At 49.1% G+C, this 15946-nt stretch carries 24 protein-coding genes and 3 tRNA genes; 9 read left to right on the top strand and 18 right to left on the bottom strand.

The genetic code is table 11. The annotated features are described in order from the left end of the window. Nucleotides 1–418: 418 nt before the first annotated feature. The gene (locus tag B212_RS0105230) at nucleotides 419–1102 is read right to left on the bottom strand and encodes a CPBP family intramembrane glutamic endopeptidase (RefSeq protein WP_019909394.1); all 684 of its coding nucleotides are present in this window, start codon (nucleotides 1100–1102) and stop codon (nucleotides 419–421) included. 566 nt (nucleotides 1103–1668) lie between these two features. Between B212_RS0105230 and B212_RS0105220 the strand changes: the two genes are divergently transcribed. Together B212_RS0105220 and B212_RS0105215 are read left to right on the top strand one after the other, a co-directional pair. After that, nucleotides 1669–2403 carry a response regulator transcription factor gene (locus B212_RS0105220; RefSeq protein WP_019909392.1) on the top strand — a complete coding sequence of 245 codons (735 nt, stop codon included), beginning with the start codon at nucleotides 1669–1671 and terminating at the stop codon, nucleotides 2401–2403. Next, entirely contained in the window at nucleotides 2400–4139 is a 1740-nt protein-coding gene (locus tag B212_RS0105215) for a sensor histidine kinase (protein WP_019909391.1), read from the top strand. Before B212_RS0105220 ends, B212_RS0105215 begins: the two co-directional genes overlap by 4 nt. Before the next feature lie 193 nt (nucleotides 4140–4332). Here the strand turns inward: B212_RS0105215 and B212_RS0105210 are convergent. From B212_RS0105210 to B212_RS0105190, 4 genes are all read right to left on the bottom strand, one after another. Continuing rightward, nucleotides 4333–4418 (bottom strand) — tRNA-Leu (locus B212_RS0105210). 136 nt (nucleotides 4419–4554) lie between these two features. Beyond that, on the bottom strand, nucleotides 4555–4926 hold the full coding sequence (locus tag B212_RS30810; protein WP_019909389.1) for a WGxxGxxG family protein: 372 nt from the start codon (nucleotides 4924–4926) through the stop codon (nucleotides 4555–4557). 70 nt (nucleotides 4927–4996) lie between these two features. Next, on the bottom strand, nucleotides 4997–5683 hold the full coding sequence (locus B212_RS0105195) for a M15 family metallopeptidase (protein ID WP_019909388.1): 687 nt from the start codon (nucleotides 5681–5683) through the stop codon (nucleotides 4997–4999). Between the two features lie 126 nt (nucleotides 5684–5809). After that, nucleotides 5810–5992, bottom strand: coding sequence for a hypothetical protein (locus B212_RS0105190; protein WP_019909387.1), 183 nt, complete (start codon nucleotides 5990–5992; stop codon nucleotides 5810–5812). A 110-nt stretch (nucleotides 5993–6102) separates the two neighbouring features. On the opposite strand from B212_RS0105190, the gene B212_RS34335 reads away from it, so the two are divergent. Next, entirely contained in the window at nucleotides 6103–6267 is a 165-nt protein-coding gene (locus B212_RS34335; protein ID WP_019909386.1) for a hypothetical protein, read from the top strand. Nucleotides 6268–6294: 27 nt separating this feature from the next. On the opposite strand, the gene B212_RS0105180 is transcribed toward B212_RS34335, so the two are convergent. Continuing rightward, entirely contained in the window at nucleotides 6295–6600 is a 306-nt protein-coding gene (locus tag B212_RS0105180) for a YolD-like family protein (RefSeq protein ID WP_019909384.1), read from the bottom strand. A gap of 198 nt (nucleotides 6601–6798) precedes the next feature. Continuing rightward, the gene (locus B212_RS0105175) at nucleotides 6799–7443 is read right to left on the bottom strand and encodes a hypothetical protein (protein WP_019909382.1); all 645 of its coding nucleotides are present in this window, start codon (nucleotides 7441–7443) and stop codon (nucleotides 6799–6801) included. A 155-nt stretch (nucleotides 7444–7598) separates the two neighbouring features. Here B212_RS0105175 and B212_RS32990 point away from each other — a divergent pair, with 155 nt between their 5' ends. Beyond that, on the top strand, nucleotides 7599–8099 hold the full coding sequence (locus B212_RS32990; protein ID WP_019909380.1) for a PH domain-containing protein: 501 nt from the start codon (nucleotides 7599–7601) through the stop codon (nucleotides 8097–8099). A 21-nt stretch (nucleotides 8100–8120) separates the two neighbouring features. Here B212_RS32990 and B212_RS0105165 read toward each other — a convergent pair whose 3' ends face one another. After that, complete coding sequence (locus B212_RS0105165) at nucleotides 8121–9596, bottom strand: glycosyl hydrolase (RefSeq protein ID WP_019909379.1); 1476 nt, start codon at nucleotides 9594–9596, stop codon at nucleotides 8121–8123. Nucleotides 9597–9733: 137 nt separating this feature from the next. After that, a complete protein-coding gene (locus B212_RS0105160) occupies nucleotides 9734–10150 on the bottom strand; it encodes a cytidine deaminase (RefSeq protein WP_019909378.1) in 417 nt (138 codons plus the stop codon). Nucleotides 10151–10269: 119 nt separating this feature from the next. Here B212_RS0105160 and B212_RS0105155 point away from each other — a divergent pair, with 119 nt between their 5' ends. Continuing rightward, a complete protein-coding gene (locus B212_RS0105155; RefSeq protein ID WP_019909377.1) occupies nucleotides 10270–10710 on the top strand; it encodes a NucA/NucB deoxyribonuclease domain-containing protein in 441 nt (146 codons plus the stop codon). 62 nt (nucleotides 10711–10772) lie between these two features. Here the strand turns inward: B212_RS0105155 and B212_RS30800 are convergent, their stop codons facing one another. From B212_RS30800 to B212_RS34330, 3 genes are all read right to left on the bottom strand, one after another. After that, nucleotides 10773–11042, bottom strand: coding sequence for a hypothetical protein (locus tag B212_RS30800; protein WP_019909376.1), 270 nt, complete (start codon nucleotides 11040–11042; stop codon nucleotides 10773–10775). Then, entirely contained in the window at nucleotides 11032–11229 is a 198-nt protein-coding gene (locus B212_RS0105145; RefSeq protein WP_028530618.1) for a hypothetical protein, read from the bottom strand. Before B212_RS0105145 ends, B212_RS30800 begins: the two co-directional genes overlap by 11 nt. Nucleotides 11230–11603: 374 nt before the next feature. Beyond that, a complete protein-coding gene (locus tag B212_RS34330) occupies nucleotides 11604–11759 on the bottom strand; it encodes a hypothetical protein (protein WP_156830071.1) in 156 nt (51 codons plus the stop codon). A gap of 353 nt (nucleotides 11760–12112) precedes the next feature. Here B212_RS34330 and B212_RS33690 point away from each other — a divergent pair, with 353 nt between their 5' ends. The 3 genes from B212_RS33690 to B212_RS34325 all read left to right on the top strand — a co-directional run bounded on the left by B212_RS33690 (nucleotide 12113) and on the right by B212_RS34325 (nucleotide 13183). After that, a complete protein-coding gene (locus B212_RS33690) occupies nucleotides 12113–12289 on the top strand; it encodes a YjfB family protein (protein WP_019909373.1) in 177 nt (58 codons plus the stop codon). A gap of 111 nt (nucleotides 12290–12400) precedes the next feature. Then, the gene (locus B212_RS0105130) at nucleotides 12401–12943 is read left to right on the top strand and encodes an ImmA/IrrE family metallo-endopeptidase (RefSeq protein WP_019909372.1); all 543 of its coding nucleotides are present in this window, start codon (nucleotides 12401–12403) and stop codon (nucleotides 12941–12943) included. Nucleotides 12944–13024: 81 nt separating this feature from the next. Beyond that, a complete protein-coding gene (locus tag B212_RS34325; RefSeq protein WP_019909371.1) occupies nucleotides 13025–13183 on the top strand; it encodes a hypothetical protein in 159 nt (52 codons plus the stop codon). Between the two features lie 174 nt (nucleotides 13184–13357). Here the strand turns inward: B212_RS34325 and B212_RS34320 are convergent, their stop codons facing one another. The 3 genes from B212_RS34320 to B212_RS0105110 all read right to left on the bottom strand — a co-directional run bounded on the left by B212_RS34320 (nucleotide 13358) and on the right by B212_RS0105110 (nucleotide 15000). Beyond that, the gene (locus tag B212_RS34320; protein ID WP_019909370.1) at nucleotides 13358–13531 is read right to left on the bottom strand and encodes a hypothetical protein; all 174 of its coding nucleotides are present in this window, start codon (nucleotides 13529–13531) and stop codon (nucleotides 13358–13360) included. 220 nt (nucleotides 13532–13751) lie between these two features. Next, nucleotides 13752–14597, bottom strand: a complete 846-nt coding sequence (locus tag B212_RS0105115; RefSeq protein ID WP_019909369.1) for a pirin family protein — start codon at nucleotides 14595–14597, stop codon at nucleotides 13752–13754. A gap of 118 nt (nucleotides 14598–14715) precedes the next feature. Continuing rightward, nucleotides 14716–15000 carry a hypothetical protein gene (locus B212_RS0105110; RefSeq protein WP_019909367.1) on the bottom strand — a complete coding sequence of 95 codons (285 nt, stop codon included), beginning with the start codon at nucleotides 14998–15000 and terminating at the stop codon, nucleotides 14716–14718. A 125-nt stretch (nucleotides 15001–15125) separates the two neighbouring features. Here B212_RS0105110 and B212_RS0105105 point away from each other — a divergent pair, with 125 nt between their 5' ends. Further along, nucleotides 15126–15332, top strand: coding sequence for a hypothetical protein (locus tag B212_RS0105105; RefSeq protein WP_019909366.1), 207 nt, complete (start codon nucleotides 15126–15128; stop codon nucleotides 15330–15332). Between the two features lie 64 nt (nucleotides 15333–15396). Here B212_RS0105105 and B212_RS0105100 read toward each other — a convergent pair. The 3 genes from B212_RS0105100 to B212_RS34915 all read right to left on the bottom strand — a co-directional run bounded on the left by B212_RS0105100 (nucleotide 15397) and on the right by B212_RS34915 (nucleotide 15838). Beyond that, nucleotides 15397–15470 (bottom strand) — tRNA-Ile (locus tag B212_RS0105100). A gap of 44 nt (nucleotides 15471–15514) precedes the next feature. Further along, nucleotides 15515–15591: transfer RNA gene (locus tag B212_RS0105095), tRNA-Met, on the bottom strand. Nucleotides 15592–15673: 82 nt separating this feature from the next. Next, nucleotides 15674–15838, bottom strand: coding sequence for a hypothetical protein (locus B212_RS34915; protein ID WP_019909365.1), 165 nt, complete (start codon nucleotides 15836–15838; stop codon nucleotides 15674–15676). Nucleotides 15839–15946: the final 108 nt, after the last annotated feature.

Below are 15946 nucleotides of genomic sequence, written 5' to 3'. Positions count from 1 at the left end.
GGCTGATGTTCTATAAAGATGCATATTTTATCCTTGAGCATATCTTTAAGCAGCGCTTCAATTATTGATCTGCTTTCTTCATCCACATTGCTTAAGAATTCGTCAAATAAAAACACATTGGTATTACGGATTAATTATATATTCATCCAATAAAATCACATTTTGTCTATATATGGCGCATCTTATAGCTAAGAGAAGCTCTAAAGTAATTCCATAAAAGCTTAATGAGCAGACGTATAGTTATACCCCAGCATTCACCCGGAGACATCAATTATAGACATAAATCTCATATAATTCCTTATTTCCAATTCGGTAATTATAACTTATTTGTCCGGACTATACTCAATCAATTCCGACCGAAAAGGCACATTCACTTGAATGCGCCTTTTTACTGTTGCAGGGTTGGGATATGCAGCCATTATAGCATGCTATAATAGAGAAGATTGAGGCAGTTATACACGATATGCACCACGACTCCTGGCCAGATGGAGCCTGTCTTACGGAATAGTATACCCACCATGATGCCGACCATGAATGCGTCTAACAGGATGACGCTGAATCCATGAACAACACCGAAGATCGCAGCGCTACCGACCACGCCGGCCCATGCTCCGTAACGGTTCAACGCATTGGCAATCACACCACGGAATACAAACTCCTCGCTAAGCGGCGTGAGGATGGCGCCAGTGATAATCAGAACGAAGAGCGAGAGCGGTCCGCCTTTCGCCGCCGTCTGGAAGTCCGTTTGGGTGTTCAGCTCGGTGATAAAGTGAAAATATACCCCTTCTATAATGAAACATCCCCCGAACGCGATAACACCGAGGGCGGCTCCCACAAGCAGCCATTTCCGTTCGGTCATCCGGAAACCGAAAGCACGTAAATTGCGCACCCGCAGGGCGTAGGCTGCGAACAAAGCCATGAGTCCAACAAGACCATTGCCTACACCTCCGATGTTAATTCGCAAGATGGCTTGCTCATCAGGAATTTGCATCATCCAAAGACCGAGGATAACAATGCCGATCAGATAGAGGAACAGTGCAGTTAGAATCTCTGGCCAGCCAGGCCGGGCTTGGGGCATATCGGACGCGGAAGGGCTACTCATTTCCAGCCTCCGATAGTGTTGGGCGCAACATTTTCAATTGTTGCGCCCGGTTCTTGTCGCTTGAGAGTGAACACGCAGGTGCGCTCCGCATGAATTCGCGGCTAATCCCGGTCTTCCTCTCGAATGCTAGTTGGCACCAGTTTTCACTCATGCTAAAACCTCCATCTAGTAAATTGAACATCAAAAACAAAAACCATTTCACCTTATCTCTTTTCCCTTCCGCTCTCTGTTTTCTACGTAATTTATCATGAACTACGTTTATAATCGTGATCCTTCGTCCAGGTTGGACCATGGCCATTGTCCGGCCTCCCTAATAACTTTAGGGCCCACATGACCGGGAATGCTGTAAGCTTGTTGACGACATGAGTACAATGACAGTAGTGACGACTCAGGACAACTCCTCTCCTCATCACCTCCTCCTAGTTGTTCGAATTGGCTGCTTATTCCTATCCTAACAATCTCATTGAAACGGGGCCTAAACGAATCGATGAACTGTAGCTTAATTTCGCTCCCCCCGTTTAGGTTCTGTTAAAATAAGTATGCTATTTTGAAAAAGGGTGAAAACAATGACAAAGCTATCCGATATTAAAATCGCCATCATCGACGACGAGCCTTCGATTGTCACCATGCTGCAAATGGTGCTTCGCAGGGAAGGGTTTTATCATCTGCACGGGGCTTCTACTTATGCGGAGGCCCTCGACCTAGTGCAGCGTGTAGTCCCCGATATCGTCCTACTCGACATTATGCTCCCCGACGGCAGCGGACTAGAGCTCTGCTCCAAGCTCCGTGAATACGGGAACCCGTATATACTGTTTCTGACAGCCAAAGCGTCCGATCTTGATGTCCTGCGAGGCTTCGCCATGGGCGGGGACGATTATATCACGAAGCCCTTCAATCCCCTGGAGGTGTCCGCAAGAATTAAAGCGCGCATACGCCGGCTGGAGCTGGAAGCCTCGACGTACAGTCCGGCGAAGCGGCCCGATTCGGGGATTTACCGGTTCGGACGCTTCGCCGTCAACGAGTCAGAGGGCGAACTGACTGTGGAGGGGCAGCCCGTTCCTTGCCCCGCACAGGTCTTCCAATTGCTGCTGTACTTCTGCAAGTATCCCGGAATCGTATTTTCCAAAACACAGCTCTACGACAAGGTATGGGGGATCAACGGACAGGGAGATGATTCGACCGTGATGGTGCATATCCGGCGCATACGGGAGCGGATCGAGATTGATCCCGGTAATCCGAAGCTGCTGCTTACTGTACGCGGGCTCGGCTACAAGCTGGTGAAGGAGCCGCAGGAACGATGAAGATCCAGCGGCGCATGGCATTCCACTTCACGTATCAATTGATCTTTTATGCTCTGGTGATCGTGACCATTACCTTGGTTGCCTGCATCATATTTTTCCAGAATATGACGAGTAATGAGATACGCCGGAACTTTCCGGTTGGCGTCCTGCAACAGATCGCTCAAGAAGCTCATTACAAAGACGGAACGCTTCAGATCTTTCCCGAGTGGAACAAGCTCATCGAAGAGAAAGGAATGTGGCTGCAGGTTGTCAGTGCAGAAGGGGAGGTAGTTTATAGCGTCAATACAACTCCAGAACCTACGCTACCGACCTCCTACTCCATCGCTCAACTGCTCGATATCCAAGAGACACGGACGCTTGGGCCGTATGCTGTACATACTCAACTGAATTTTTCTTTCCAGGACCCGCTTCTGTATGTGCTGGGCTACCACAATCCTGAACTTGACCAGCTCGTAGCCTGGTTCGACGCTTACGGACAGCATGGCATTGTGCGTAGTGAATCGGTTCCCCTCTTGGACCAGCGGCTGCGCGAAACCGGCAGCTATCTGCAGGTGATCGACCCCAAGAGCCATATCGTACAAGGTATCGGCGATGGAGCATACGTACAGAAAGCGTATCGGCCGCTGGATATCCTGGCCATCGAGCAGTCTCCCGACAACTACGACGCAAATATTGTCACCCATCGGGACAAGCTGAGCGGAATGACATGGATATTCTATACGCCCCATACAGCAGGAGCCCCTCTGAAGAATCCTGTAATGGAAACGGTAACGCCTAGACTCGTCTGGATTGCAGGTCTGATCCTGCTCTTGGCGCTGTCGATTTCTATCTGGCATGGCTACCGCTATGGGCGGCCACTGATTCTGTTCGCAGGCTGGTTCGAACGAATGGGCAAAGGGCATTACGACGAGGTACTGACCGCCAAGGACAAACGCAAGGTATTCCGCCGCAATGGCACAATGCGAACCCGCAACAGGCTCTATCAGGAAGTCATTCAATCCTTCTATCAAATGACTGATCAATTGGCTCAAACCGAGAAGGAACGCAAAAGGCTGGAGAAAGAGCAAGCGGATTGGATGTCAGGGATTTCCCATGATCTGCGCACGCCCCTGGCCACGATTCAAGGGTATGGGTATATGCTGGAGATGTTGCCTGAGCAATGGAGCCAAGAGGAACTGCGGATCATGGGCACGACGATCAGGGAAAAGGGGGATTATATGCTGGAGCTGATTTCCGACTTTTCTTTGGTTCATCAGCTCAAGCAGAGCGATTCAATCATGGAGCTTCGGGAGATAGACTTGGTAGAATTGGTACGCTGCTCCGTGCTGAAGTATGTCAACGACGCCACGATGTCTGAGTATCAGTTTCACTACATTGGGGAGGAGCGTCCCTTGCTGATACAGGCGGATGTAACTTGGTTGCAGCGGCTGATGGACAATTTGCTGTCCAACGCTGTGAAGCATAATCAGCCGAACGCAACCATCACTGTCTCTCTAGACAGGATTAACGACAAGGCTTGCATACGGGTAATCGATAATGGTAAAGGGATGGACGAGGAAACACTGCATCATTTGTTCAATCGCTACTACCGGGGAACAAATACCGAGGAATCGACGGACGGCTCCGGGCTTGGGATGAGCATCGCCAAAACCATCGTGGAAGCGCACGGCGGCGACATCAAGGTGCATTCTAAAGTGGGGCAAGGCACGAAAATTGAGATCCTCCTACCCTGCTAAGCGTTTAGATGGAATCATCCTTTCCTAATGTAAACGCTCAGCTAAGTAAAATCAGGATTGATCTTTTAGAATCTGACGGATAATTCCTCGTCCCTTTTTCTCCGGAGTTATCCAAATATTTTTATATTGTATAATTTCCTAAACAACAAACAAGGGTTCCAGCTCTAATGAGCTGAAACCCTTGTTGTTCTAGTGCCGAGGACGGGGGTCGAACCCGTACGGTACTCACGTACCGCAGGATTTTAAGTCCTGTGCGTCTGCCTATTCCGCCACCCCGGCATGTATGTGCGTAGTTAACGCGACAAGAAATATCATATCATGTATCCTGTGGATGCGCAATCATAATTTCCATTATGTCTGTGATTACACAAAAAATAGCCCGATCAGCCGATGCTGATTGGGCCATTTGCGCCTCCTATTGGCGGTCGCGTTCACCGCTTCTGCTTCTCATGCCGGCCAGGCCGAGCAGGCCGATCAGACCGAGCCAGCCCCAGTTAGAGCCGGTTCTCGTCGTAGTTGTAGGAACGGTCGTGCTGGTTGTGCGGTATCTGCCGGTTGGTGTGCCATTGGATAGCGGAGAGACGGTGGTGTTATCTCCATAGCGGATTTTGTCCTGCATGATGGTTTCATTTCTGTGCATCGTTCCTGTGGTCTGATTCATCATGGTATTGCCCTGCTGATTCATCATATGGGTGCCGTCTAAGGCAGCCGATGATGCATTTCCGACTCCGAGCAGACTCATGGATAGTATTGTACCGCAGGTAAGGCTGGTGATCAGCTTGTTCAAGATGGAATGCCCCCTTTAGTGGTTTATGCTGATAATTTTCCCCTGCGGTGCATTTACTATGCAGATAATTTTATTGAGTTTCTACATTTACCGTTTTGTTTACAGGATCATATGTCACCTTGGCGCCAAGCGCTTCAGCCAATGCCCGTACCGGGACATAGGTGGTTCCATTATCCAGTACCCCGGCGGTGAGCTTCGCCCCGTTCAGGTTGATCGTAATTTCCACATCCTTATTCACTTGCTCGTCACCTCCGTTGATCCGGCTCAAGGCCATCTTCACCTGCTCAGCGGTTGGACGCTGGCCTGCTTTTAACTGGGCGGTGGTTAGTCCAAAAGCCATCTGCAAATGCGAATAATCCTGAAAAGAAGTCCAGTCGCCGCCCCATTCGAGCCCCAGCTTTTTCGCCTCCTGCACCACTTCCTGCCAATCTGTAAGCTTATCGCCGTCCCCATCCCTTTTCGTATCCCAGGAGACGCTTTGGCCGTCCGGCAGCAGCAGCGCAAAATCAACCGCCAGGCCGTAATTATGGTAGCTGCTGCCTCCCCGCGCGTTGGTTACAATATCGCCCTTCTTCGTTCTTCCCTGCGCGTACAGCGCATTCTGTTCGGCAAAACTCCGCATACCTGCGGTTATGACGATTGGAACTCCCCTGGCGTAGCTTCGCTGTATCAAGGCGTTCACGGCCGCCAGCAGAACAGGATGAAGACCGCCCAGCCGGGGTGCCGATTTTTGTGTTACCTGATCTATAGTCAGCATCTAATCACCTCCTGATATAGTTAATGCCTCTGTTCGCCAATTGCTTGTACGCTGTTCCTTGATTTGCAAAAGAAAAAGACCCCGAACTCTTCGAGGCCTGTCAACTCACATAGTATAAGGTGGGCGTTACCACCATCTGGTCGAATAGATGATCAGTCCAATGATCGCAACCGCAATCAACAAATCGACCACTTCTCTAAAAAACCGCGGCATCTCATTGTTCAGGAGCTTTTGCTCCTTTTCCTGATGCTTCAGCTTCATGGCTTCTTCCATCGCCCCGTCCAGAGGCGGCCTTGGCTCTATCATCATAAGCTTCCACTCCTCTCGCAGCGTTATCCAAATCATACCACATATTTCCGATTTTCTGGATGGTTTTCGGATAAAAAGGCCAATATAATTGCGAAAGGTGGGAAGACCCAATGGAGATTCACAGCGACAGCTACAAAGTAGCAGCGTTTGGCAACCAGGAGGATGCGGTGGAGATCATTCGTCAGGCCGAAGCGGCGCTAGCCCGGATGAACGGAAATAAGGCGGTTACTTTAATCGCTTATGAGCAAACAGCCCCTAGCCCCTATAGTGAATAACGATTATATTGCCGCAGCCAATCCCCTTCACACGATGTAAGCCTCAACAATGTCATCCACGTTAATCCATTTCCATTCCTCCGCCCACTGCAGCTTGATTTCACGCGAGTGGGTGTGAATGGAAGTCACAAAGCCGCTTTGCAGTGTATTCTCAGCAGAATCGAACAGAACCACCGTTACCCGGACATGACTCCGCAGCGATAAAGCCAGCGTACACTCAATTTCCTCCAGCTTCTTCTGATCCAGTGCCGGCTTGATGCGGTGCAGGCGCTCCCGTTCCTCACTAATCGGGCTGCTCACCCACTGGCCGTTGCCTTCCAGCTTCTTGCCCATTGCCGTTCCTCCTTCCAATCTCTAAACGAACATATGTTTGTATTATATACACAATACTGATTGTTAAGCAATCCTAAATATATGGCAGCAAAAATGGGGCAAAGCAGACTATGCGGGGGCTGCAGCGCTCCAATGAACAGCAAAAAGGCGCTCACAGCTAATGCTGTAGAGTGCCTTAGACATGCCTTTAATGCATTTTCACTTCACGTCAGTTACCGTAGTCTTTGTGTCCGTCTTGGAATTTGTTGTGGATTCTTGGCTGGCCTTAGTGTCTGTGGCGGTTCCCGTGACCGTTCCTGTACCGCTCGGCAACTGGGCGTTCGTGCTGCTCTCGGCTTCAATCAGCCCTGCCGCGACTCTCGCTTCATTCAGCTTGGAGATGCCGTACAGCATTGCCACATCCGCCTGCTTGTTCATATCGTTGAACTGTTCAGCGGTAACATTGGGAGAAACCGCGCTTTTCGAAGCTTGCTCCTTGATTGAATAGGCGCTCTGAAAAGCGATAATCGAATCTCTTAGCAGCTTTTGGATGTTCTCAGGCAGGTTTGTAGAAACCTTCACATCCTTGACATCGCCGGCAATGTCTGAAGTTGTGTCCTGGAACTTATCAATAGCCTTCTCCAACTCCTTATCCGTCGCTTTTCCTGTTGAATACGAGGTTAAGGTCGTGTTGAAGGACTCCAATGAAGATTTGCCCATTTCATCGAATTTCGCCATCTCATTGTAGAAGTTCTGTACGGTCTGCTGCACCTCTTCATGGGTAGCAGGCGCCGAACTATTATTGCCGCAGGCGCTGAGAACCACTAACGCCATTAGTAACGCTGTCAGTAAAGCTTTTCTCATTAATATCCCTCCACTTAACAGAATAATGGCGGAATATGCAAAGTGCAAATAAAAAATTATGTAAAACCAGCTCGAATGAAACATATTTCTGCTTTTAAGCGTATTCAACAAGAGATCTATTGATTTCAGCCTGAACTAAGAGAGGAAGATTCCTTATGCCTTATTGCACAAACTGTGGCGCGGAATACAAGCAGGGCGCCAAATTCTGCGGAGAATGCGGCGCAAATACCGGAGATGCTGCTGCAGCCCCGGCACACCCTGCTAGGACAGGAGCAGCCCCCGGCTCAGGCTCCGGCCCTGAAGTGGAATTGTGGCAGGGCAAACCGGCCGGCATCTCCGATCGCCTCAAGGGCATTTTTGGCCTGAACACAACTACGTATACCATTACCAGCCAGCGAATTATGGTTAAAACCGGACTGATCGGGAAGGACATCGAAGAGATTGAACTGCTGCGGGTGAATGATTTTTCAGTGGCGCAGTCCATACCGGACCGTATTCTTGGCATTGGAACGCTGACGATATTCTCGGATGACGCTTCGTCGCCGCAGCTTCTTTTCCGCAAAATCCGCAAAGCCCAGACGGTGAAGGATATTCTGCGCAAAGCAGTGCGCGATGAGAAAATCGCCAACAATATCAGCTACCGCGAGCAGATCTAGCGATATACTGGACGTTCCTTTTCAGGGAAGAAAGAACGCCCCGGCCGGAATTACGCCTTTGACCTGGCTGGGGCTCTCCCACATCAGTACTGCCCGCGCATCCCCCTGGTTCTCGTAATACTCCACCTTCAGCTCATGCAGCTTGCCGGCGATCAGATCCACACTGCCCTTCCGCTCCTGTCCGCTCTGCTTAATCCAACTGTCAATCACCAGCACATCGTCAATCCAGACCCGGATGCCATCATCCGAAGAGGTGTATATCGAATAGCCCTCAGTATAAGCTGCACTCAGCCTGCCGCTCCAGCGCACCGAAAATAAATCGGCGGAGATAGCCGGATCAGGAGACGCCTGCTTCCAGACAAAGTTAATATTTTCGTCCGTGCGGGTAAGCGCCGGTGTACCGCTAAGCGAAGTATTGTTGTAATATTGCCCGAACAGGCCCGGCATAGGTGCGGTGTCTGGCAAAGAGGCATACTGCGCAGCCTTTGACTTATATTCATCCCTCGTGAATACAAAGGATTCATTCATATACGCCTTGATCACCGCATTGCTGTTCTTCTCAAAAAGCAGCTTGCCCCAGCTCATCTGGTATGACCATTTATTCTGAGTCTTGGCCAGCACGGCGGGAGACGGAAGCTCCGCATTTTCTCCAATGGCGATCAGCTTCCCGCACCCGAGCTTCCATAACTTGTCATGATGGCTGGCTTTGAAATCTGCGTCATAAATATCCAGTGCCAGCACATCCACGCTCCCGCTGCCCGGATAATAGCCTGCCGGCTCATCGCACCATTCATTTTTGGCATTGGGACTCCATACCCACAGCAGATTGTGCAGCTCATGATATAGGGTGTACCGCTCGAACATCAGGCTCCACAGCCGGCTGAACGAGCTTTTCTGGCCCCACCAGAACCAGCCGCCGTTCATCTCATGATACGGGCGCCAGAGCACAGGCACACCTGCATCGCTCAGTTTTTTCAGAAATAGGGCAGTATTATCCAAATCCGCGATCAGCGCGTTGTACTGGACGGTGCCGGGGGTAATATATTTGGCAAAATCCGCTTCGCTAAGGCTCATCTGGACATTCGACCACAACGGAGCCGTACCCGGCAGATTTGCATGGTAGCTCATCGTCACAATGCCTCCCGCCTTATGCCAACGAATTGCGCTGTCCACCACTGCCTGCCGCTGGCTGGCAATCTGACTTGCCGTCTGATTCTCTATTGCGCCCAGCTCATACCCGTGAAGCGCGGCATATTGGCCGCTGACCGTCTTTAGCTTGCTGCTGAAATCATCCGGGCTCTCCAGATAGTCATGCTGTCCGCTGATGATGCCTTGTCCCTGCATGCGGTACAACGTCTTCAGCAGCTTCAACGCCGTTGGCGCAAGCGCTGCATCTGCCGGAGCCATCTGCACATTCCGGAAGGACGCCTGCCACTGCACATCGCTCACCAGCCGTGATGCGGAATCAAGCAAATCGCGAAGAATGCGCTGTTCCATGTACCCACCACCCCATAATCATTTTCTTCATAGTATGGGGATATTCGGGACAATACCACGGCGAATAGTCATGAAATTGTAATAATTATTCAATAGGGAAAAGAAGCCGCTACTTAGACTATGTATGTAATGGTCAGCTATCTGACATACCTCAGCGGCAGCAGCTCTGCCGCAACCATTGTAACCAATTTCCCCTCCGCAGGTACTATCACCTTACAATCTTTGCCGTAATCGGCAATAAGCTCTCTGCACATGCCGCATGGCGAGACGACTTTGATCTCATGCTCAGGGCTGTCCGGGTCGGGATGTCTGACGGCAACAATCGTGTCAAAGTCCTTGTATCCCTCGGATAACGCCTTCCCAATCACCATCGCTTCCGCGCAGACAGTCACTCTAGAGAGGCTAACCTCCATATGAACTGCGGTAAAAATCTCTCCCGTCCTGGTGCGCAAAGCGGCTCCCACATGATGACGTTCCCATTCATAACGCTTCTTAATGATTTCCTGCGCGGAGGCAATCAGCGTCTGATCCTCAGTTGAAATCTCATATTCCATATGCTTTCCCTCCCTATTATTACTAATTTCAGTATACCAAAGTGGGTTATTCTTGAGCTATACTGGTTAAATCTACGCTCACTGAAGCATAGGCTACACCATAAATTAGGAGGAGCAGAGTGAAAGCACAAAAAGTTATCCCAAGCCTCATCATCGCCGCACTGCTCTTGGCAGCCACATACTGGTTCGAAGAGAAAGGACCATCGCCTGCCGGGCAGCCGTCCACAGGAAGCTCTGACGTGGTCCAGCTTGACTTCCCAAGCAACCGCTATCCAGAGACCGCCAAGCACATTCAGGACGCGATCCGCAGTGGAGAATCTCCAGTCTGCACCATTGACCGGAAAGAAGCCGAGGAGAACCGCAAGGAATCCCTGAAAGGAGTGCCGACCAAAAAAGGCTACGACCGCGACGAATGGCCAATGGCCATGTGTGAGGAGGGCGGAACGGGAGCCGACATTGAATACATAACACCAAGCGATAACCGCGGCGCAGGAAGCTGGGTTGGCAATCAGCTTGAGGAGCTGCCCGACGGAACGCGGGTAGAGTTCATGTTCAAATAGCTTAGGACACCAAGGCCGGCCCCGGGTTGTGAAGTTCATTTGTCCGCACGTCCGGGGCTCGCCTAATCTCTCCAGTGACCGCCGCCATTACCGGAGAACTGCGGCCAAGACTCGTGTTTTTCCCAGGCAAGCAGTATTACAGCAGTCTCCACAGGCTGCGCTTGCAGCCACTGGATGTACTCCTCCCGAACCAGCTCCCGGCATCCCGCTATTACTCCCGCTCTCTTCCGTCCGCTAAGCCGCATTAGCTCTGCCAAGGCCGGCATCCTCCGGTAATGATTGCTGAAATGACACATAATCCGCAGCAGCTTGCGCTCCGTATCATCCAGCATGGCTTACCTTGGCCAGTCTCCAGGCCAGAATGCTGTCCGCCCGAAAAACCCGTGGTCCTCCTGTACTCAGACAAGTTGCCCGGAGCAGTTCTCCTTTATGACCATGCACCTCTATTCTGCGCTGCGTAATCTTGCCCGCCTTGTCCTCGTAAATGATTTCGATAATCTGACCGATCAGCTTTTCCATCTCTTTTGTGCTCACTTTAGCCCCATCCTTTCGATGAAACAGGAACATATGTATGTATTATATGCGAACAAACGTTCTTTATGCAATAATCCGTTCAGAAGGCGTAAAATGAGGGTGGTATATTATCCCAAATTCGGAGAGCCAGGGTGTTCTATATCTGTTACCGGGGAAAAAAGCTATACGGCCCCATGTCTGAGGCGGAAGCCTTGAAGGAATGGTTCGCACTTTCAGGAACAATCAAAGAATTGTATATTATTGAAACCGACGCGCACACAGGTCGAACCAAACGCCAAATCGGACCTGCATCCCGCAAAAAAAAGAAATAGCCCCATCCGGCATGAAGCCTGACAGGGCAACATTCGTTAACAGCACAATTAGAAAATACAGGCACTAGTGATAATTACCAGCAAAATGAACAACACAAGAATCGCGCTTGTTGAAGTAAACGGGCTTACATAAGGCGTAGCTACTGGAGGGCCTTGGTTCACTCCACCGACATTCCCGCAACCGCAACCATACTCTGCTCCCATAATTGAATTCCTCCTCAGTAATAATGACTACAGCACAGAATATGTAACAGGCCAATTTGCCGCATGGGCCAATCGGTAAAGAATTACTATTCACCTAATGAACCAAAGAAGTGCTGTCGATATACATTAAGGGAAGATCTTCACAACACTAAATTCCGAAGCGAGTTTTGTACGAAGAGAATTCCCGGAGGCCTATGCTCACAAAACTTAAGCGAATCCTTCCGAAGCGAATTTTGTACGAAGAAGATTCCCGGAGGCTATGCTCACAAAACTTAAGCGAATGCTTCCGAAGCGAGTTTTGTACGAAGAGGATTCCCGGAGGCTATGCTCACAAAACTTTTAGGAGGTGCAGAATGGATATTGCCGCTTTATCCGTTTCATTGGGACAGGCATCATTTAAAGAAGCTGCCGGTTTACAGGTACTCAGCATCGCCAAAGACCAGGCTGAAGTTCAAGCGCAGAATATGACGCAAATGCTTGAGCAGAGCACGCATCCAAACTTAGGAAAAACACTTGATATTAAGGTTTAATTGATTTATGATTAGAGACATAAGAACACAGGTTCTCGTAACCACTAAGCCCTTTGGGCTTTTCTTTTGCCTATAAATACGAACACATGATCTTATATTGAGGTGAATAATATGTATGCCTACTATCAAATGACCACTCTGGAGAAATGGACAGAGGATCTGTATGAGCGGCTGGACATCCGGCATCCGGCCCAAATATCCATTAAGCACATCTCTGAACGCCTGAATATCTGGGTTCATTATCTGGATGTGAGGAGCAAGTGTATCGAAGCGTCTGCCGGCATGTACAGCATGTTCCTCGACAGCCGTCTTCCCGCTGAGCTGCAGCGCCTCGAATTCCTGCATGAGCTCTGCCATCTGCTGCGCCATGCCGGGAGCCATACGTTAATGCCCGAGCATTTCCAGCAAAATCAGGAGGATGAAGCCGAGCGTTTTATTCTGTATGCGGCAATGCCCTTCTCGATGATCTCCACCATGAATCTGCCTGAACTCCGTGAAGATGCTGTCAATGCGATCGCAGCAGCTTTTCAGGTTCCTTGCGAGCTGGCTTTGCAGCGAATCGACCAGATCCAGCGGCGCGTGTTCCAGGGACAATTAATTGCCGTTATGGAAAGAAATGAGGATAGAAAATTAATCCACAGACATATTCGCTAAACGGCGCGGAAATAATACAGGCATACACATGAAATAAGCATCTCTAGGCTCAAGTTGAATTTATCCGTAAGGGGGAGCAGTATGGAGGCCAGCCAAGTTATCCAGCTATTATTGACCCATCCGGATTACAGCGTGGACGCAGTACACCCCGAAATCCCTGATTTTGTTGGCATTGCGACCATTGAAGTAGATCATGAAACCCAGACCTTTTCCATTTTGCTGCAGGAGCCTAATGAATAGGATTAGCATAATTGGGAAGGAAGGGCACATTTATTTTACCTCAGCACAAAAAGCGACCCCGCCGGCATCCGGCAGGGTCAAATATATATATAAGGGGATGTGCATTTAATATAATGCTATTAGCTTAAGTGCTCATGAAATTCCGCTGAGGATAAGCTTAATCTTGTTTCAAGACTACGCACTTATAAACTGAATCACGCCAATTAGAAACATCACCAGAAACAATCCAAGCACAATCCCTAGCATTGTCCAGACCCATTTTTTAGCGGGATGCGAAGGCTTGGAGTAATTCTCTAATACATTAATACGGCGTTCCAGCTCCTGAATTTTCTCATCTTGCTCCGACATAAGTGCACTTCCTCTCCCAGGATAGAGTTGACAGCTACACAGCTATTCCTGAAATACGCAGATAACCCCCAAAAGTTTCATATAAAGGAATACAACCCTTCTCCAGCCAGATTGTAGGGAACAGTCAAAAGGCCGATTCCCGTAAAATGGAAGCATCTACAAAGCATTATTCTTGCAGATGAGGAAGCTGGAAGAGCATTCTGGAGCGCCGACCCCATTCTTATTTCAAAAAGGTTCCCCGCCGATACTCACTGAAGGCTTCCGTAATTTCTCTCTCTGTATTCATTACAAATGGGCCTCTGGCGACTACGGGTTCGTGAATGGGTTCACCGGCGTATAACATAATCCACAGCGGCTGGGTGGCAGTAATGTCAATTTCACTCTCACCGCTGCCACCTTCACCAAGCCAAAGGACTTGTCCTTTGGAAGCCTCGATGTTGTTGCGGCCAAATGTCCCCTTGCCTTCAAGAACATAAATGAATCCATTGTAACTGCCGGGTAAATCCTGTGTAACTGTATGTCCTGCTTCAATGTGCATTTCTGCCATCGTAACCGGAATATAATTTAGAGTTGGAGCGGTCACACCCCGGGAGGAGCCGGAGAACACCTTAATTGTTGCCCCTTCTTCACTCCGTACAGGCATATCTTTACCTTTTAGATTCTGATAGCGCGGGTGTGTCATTTTATGCACCTTCGGTAAATTGACCCATAGCTGCAAAGAATGCGCCGTAACTCCTTCTGATGGAACCTCGTTATGCTCAACGCCGCTCCCCGCAGTCATCCACTGTACATCCCCAGGTCCAAGCACGCCGCCTTCACCACTGTGGGTGTCATAATGTTCAATCTGTCCGGAAATCACATAAGTAACCGTCTCCATTCCACGGTGCGGATGGATGTCGAAGGCCCCCTTCTCGAACTGATCCTCCATCATCAATAAAAAAGGATCGTTCTTCTCCCAGACTCCCGGTTCAATGACCGGCCCGGCTGCATGGATAGAACTCACCTGAGATAGTGTAACTTCTCTGACTTCACTAATATCCCGTTTAACTGCGTTGGAATGTTGCATAACAATTCCCCTCCTGTAAAGATGATATTGTTTGCTATTCAAACTTTTGTTTTTATATTTACTTTCTTTTATATAGTAATATTAGTACTCTCTTTACTGTTTGTCAAAGCTTTTACAATCACGTGGTTTTGTTTTTTGATCTCTTGCGTGAAAATCCCCAATCTAATACAAGACCAACAATTAGCCATGAGAAGAAATGAATCGCGTACAAAATAAGCTGCCACAAAAGCTCATTTTTCATTAAGTAATGCAAATCTGTCAATTGCGGATTTAACCAGATGAGCAAAGGATTTGTAAAGGCAAGCAATAAGTTTTTATCATCGCGTCCTGATAGGTTATACAGACAAACAATTAACGATAATAGCGGCAACCAAAGGCCCAGCTTCTTAATGAATACTTTCATGGCACGCCTCCTCATTTAACAAAATATTACTATAAGCGAAGGACTAAAACCACAACACCCCCTATTCCCCTAAGCATTCCCAACCGATAAAATAGAGGATAACTAATACATAAGAGGTGTTTGAAATGGATTTCGCAATTCTTATCGGTATTGGAATATATGCACTGCGTATTGCTATTCCAATTCTGGTTGCTCGGGTTATGTGGAAAAAAGAGTGTCCTAAATGGCAGATTGCCATCGGCTTCACCCTGGCAATCTTTATCCCGTTGGTGGGATTAATTTATCTCGTCATCTCTCAATTTAACTCGCCACGTATCAGCCGACTAAAATAATTCTGTCTGCTCTTGCTCCTTAATAAACAGCAAAAACCCCTTGCTACGCAAGGGGTTTAGGAAGTGGGCCCTACAGGACTCGAACCTGTGACCAATCGGTTATGAGCCGACCGCTCTAACCAACTGAGCTAAGGGCCCGGATCTAGGATTCCGTATATACAATGGCTGTCTGGAAAATAAATTGGTTGCGGGGGCAGGATTTGAACCTGCGGCCTTCGGGTTATGAGCCCGACGAGCTACCGGGCTGCTCCACCCCGCGTCAGTAATCATATTCAAACAGCGACAATAGATAATATACATTATATCCGGGGTTAAAGTCAAGGATGATTTTGGTTAATGGATCAGGGCAGAAAGCGTACCCCATAGCGGCCCTTGCGCGAACGGTAAATTTCCACAAAACGCGGGTCATGATAGCCGTAGATCCAGCCGTCCTGCTCCAGTCTTTTGGCCAGGCAGCCTGCTTGAAACCTCGTCCTGAACAGCTTTGCGAAGTATATCCAGTTCATGATGCCTTCTTCTCCTTTTTCGCAAAAATAAGGTCGCTCTGTTTCTAAACATATCATGCCCAGTTTCCGAAAAATAAGCCGCCGGAATCCGGCGGCGGCTGCGTAATT

It is taken from the genome of Paenibacillus sp. HW567 (genome assembly GCF_000374185.1).
Lineage (GTDB): Bacteria > Bacillota > Bacilli > Paenibacillales > Paenibacillaceae > Paenibacillus_AQ.
Note: the sequence above shows the minus strand (reverse complement) of the source record. Positions and strands in the feature narration are given on the sequence as shown.

Excerpts from the sequence above, each read along its gene's own strand:
- B212_RS0105230 (WP_019909394.1), bottom strand. The coding sequence starts at position 1,102 with ATGAGTAGCCCTTCCGCGTCCGATATGCCCCAAGCCCGGCCTGGCTGG.
- B212_RS0105220 (WP_019909392.1), top strand. The coding sequence starts at position 1,669 with ATGACAAAGCTATCCGATATTAAAATCGCCATCATCGACGACGAGCCT.
- B212_RS0105215 (WP_019909391.1), top strand. The coding sequence starts at position 2,400 with ATGAAGATCCAGCGGCGCATGGCATTCCACTTCACGTATCAATTGATC.
- B212_RS0105195 (WP_019909388.1), bottom strand. The coding sequence starts at position 5,683 with ATGCTGACTATAGATCAGGTAACACAAAAATCGGCACCCCGGCTGGGC.
- B212_RS0105190 (WP_019909387.1), bottom strand. The coding sequence starts at position 5,992 with ATGATGATAGAGCCAAGGCCGCCTCTGGACGGGGCGATGGAAGAAGCC.
- B212_RS34335 (WP_019909386.1), top strand. The coding sequence starts at position 6,103 with ATGGAGATTCACAGCGACAGCTACAAAGTAGCAGCGTTTGGCAACCAG.
- B212_RS0105180 (WP_019909384.1), bottom strand. The coding sequence starts at position 6,600 with ATGGGCAAGAAGCTGGAAGGCAACGGCCAGTGGGTGAGCAGCCCGATT.
- B212_RS0105175 (WP_019909382.1), bottom strand. The coding sequence starts at position 7,443 with ATGAGAAAAGCTTTACTGACAGCGTTACTAATGGCGTTAGTGGTTCTC.
- B212_RS32990 (WP_019909380.1), top strand. The coding sequence starts at position 7,599 with ATGCCTTATTGCACAAACTGTGGCGCGGAATACAAGCAGGGCGCCAAA.
- B212_RS0105165 (WP_019909379.1), bottom strand. The coding sequence starts at position 9,596 with ATGGAACAGCGCATTCTTCGCGATTTGCTTGATTCCGCATCACGGCTG.
- B212_RS0105160 (WP_019909378.1), bottom strand. The coding sequence starts at position 10,150 with ATGGAATATGAGATTTCAACTGAGGATCAGACGCTGATTGCCTCCGCG.
- B212_RS30800 (WP_019909376.1), bottom strand. The coding sequence starts at position 11,042 with ATGCTGGATGATACGGAGCGCAAGCTGCTGCGGATTATGTGTCATTTC.
- B212_RS0105145 (WP_028530618.1), bottom strand. The coding sequence starts at position 11,229 with ATGGAAAAGCTGATCGGTCAGATTATCGAAATCATTTACGAGGACAAG.
- B212_RS34330 (WP_156830071.1), bottom strand. The coding sequence starts at position 11,759 with ATGGGAGCAGAGTATGGTTGCGGTTGCGGGAATGTCGGTGGAGTGAAC.
- B212_RS33690 (WP_019909373.1), top strand. The coding sequence starts at position 12,113 with ATGGATATTGCCGCTTTATCCGTTTCATTGGGACAGGCATCATTTAAA.
- B212_RS0105130 (WP_019909372.1), top strand. The coding sequence starts at position 12,401 with ATGTATGCCTACTATCAAATGACCACTCTGGAGAAATGGACAGAGGAT.
- B212_RS34325 (WP_019909371.1), top strand. The coding sequence starts at position 13,025 with ATGGAGGCCAGCCAAGTTATCCAGCTATTATTGACCCATCCGGATTAC.
- B212_RS34320 (WP_019909370.1), bottom strand. The coding sequence starts at position 13,531 with ATGTCGGAGCAAGATGAGAAAATTCAGGAGCTGGAACGCCGTATTAAT.
- B212_RS0105115 (WP_019909369.1), bottom strand. The coding sequence starts at position 14,597 with ATGCAACATTCCAACGCAGTTAAACGGGATATTAGTGAAGTCAGAGAA.
- B212_RS0105110 (WP_019909367.1), bottom strand. The coding sequence starts at position 15,000 with ATGAAAGTATTCATTAAGAAGCTGGGCCTTTGGTTGCCGCTATTATCG.
- B212_RS0105105 (WP_019909366.1), top strand. The coding sequence starts at position 15,126 with ATGGATTTCGCAATTCTTATCGGTATTGGAATATATGCACTGCGTATT.
- B212_RS34915 (WP_019909365.1), bottom strand. The coding sequence starts at position 15,838 with ATGAACTGGATATACTTCGCAAAGCTGTTCAGGACGAGGTTTCAAGCA.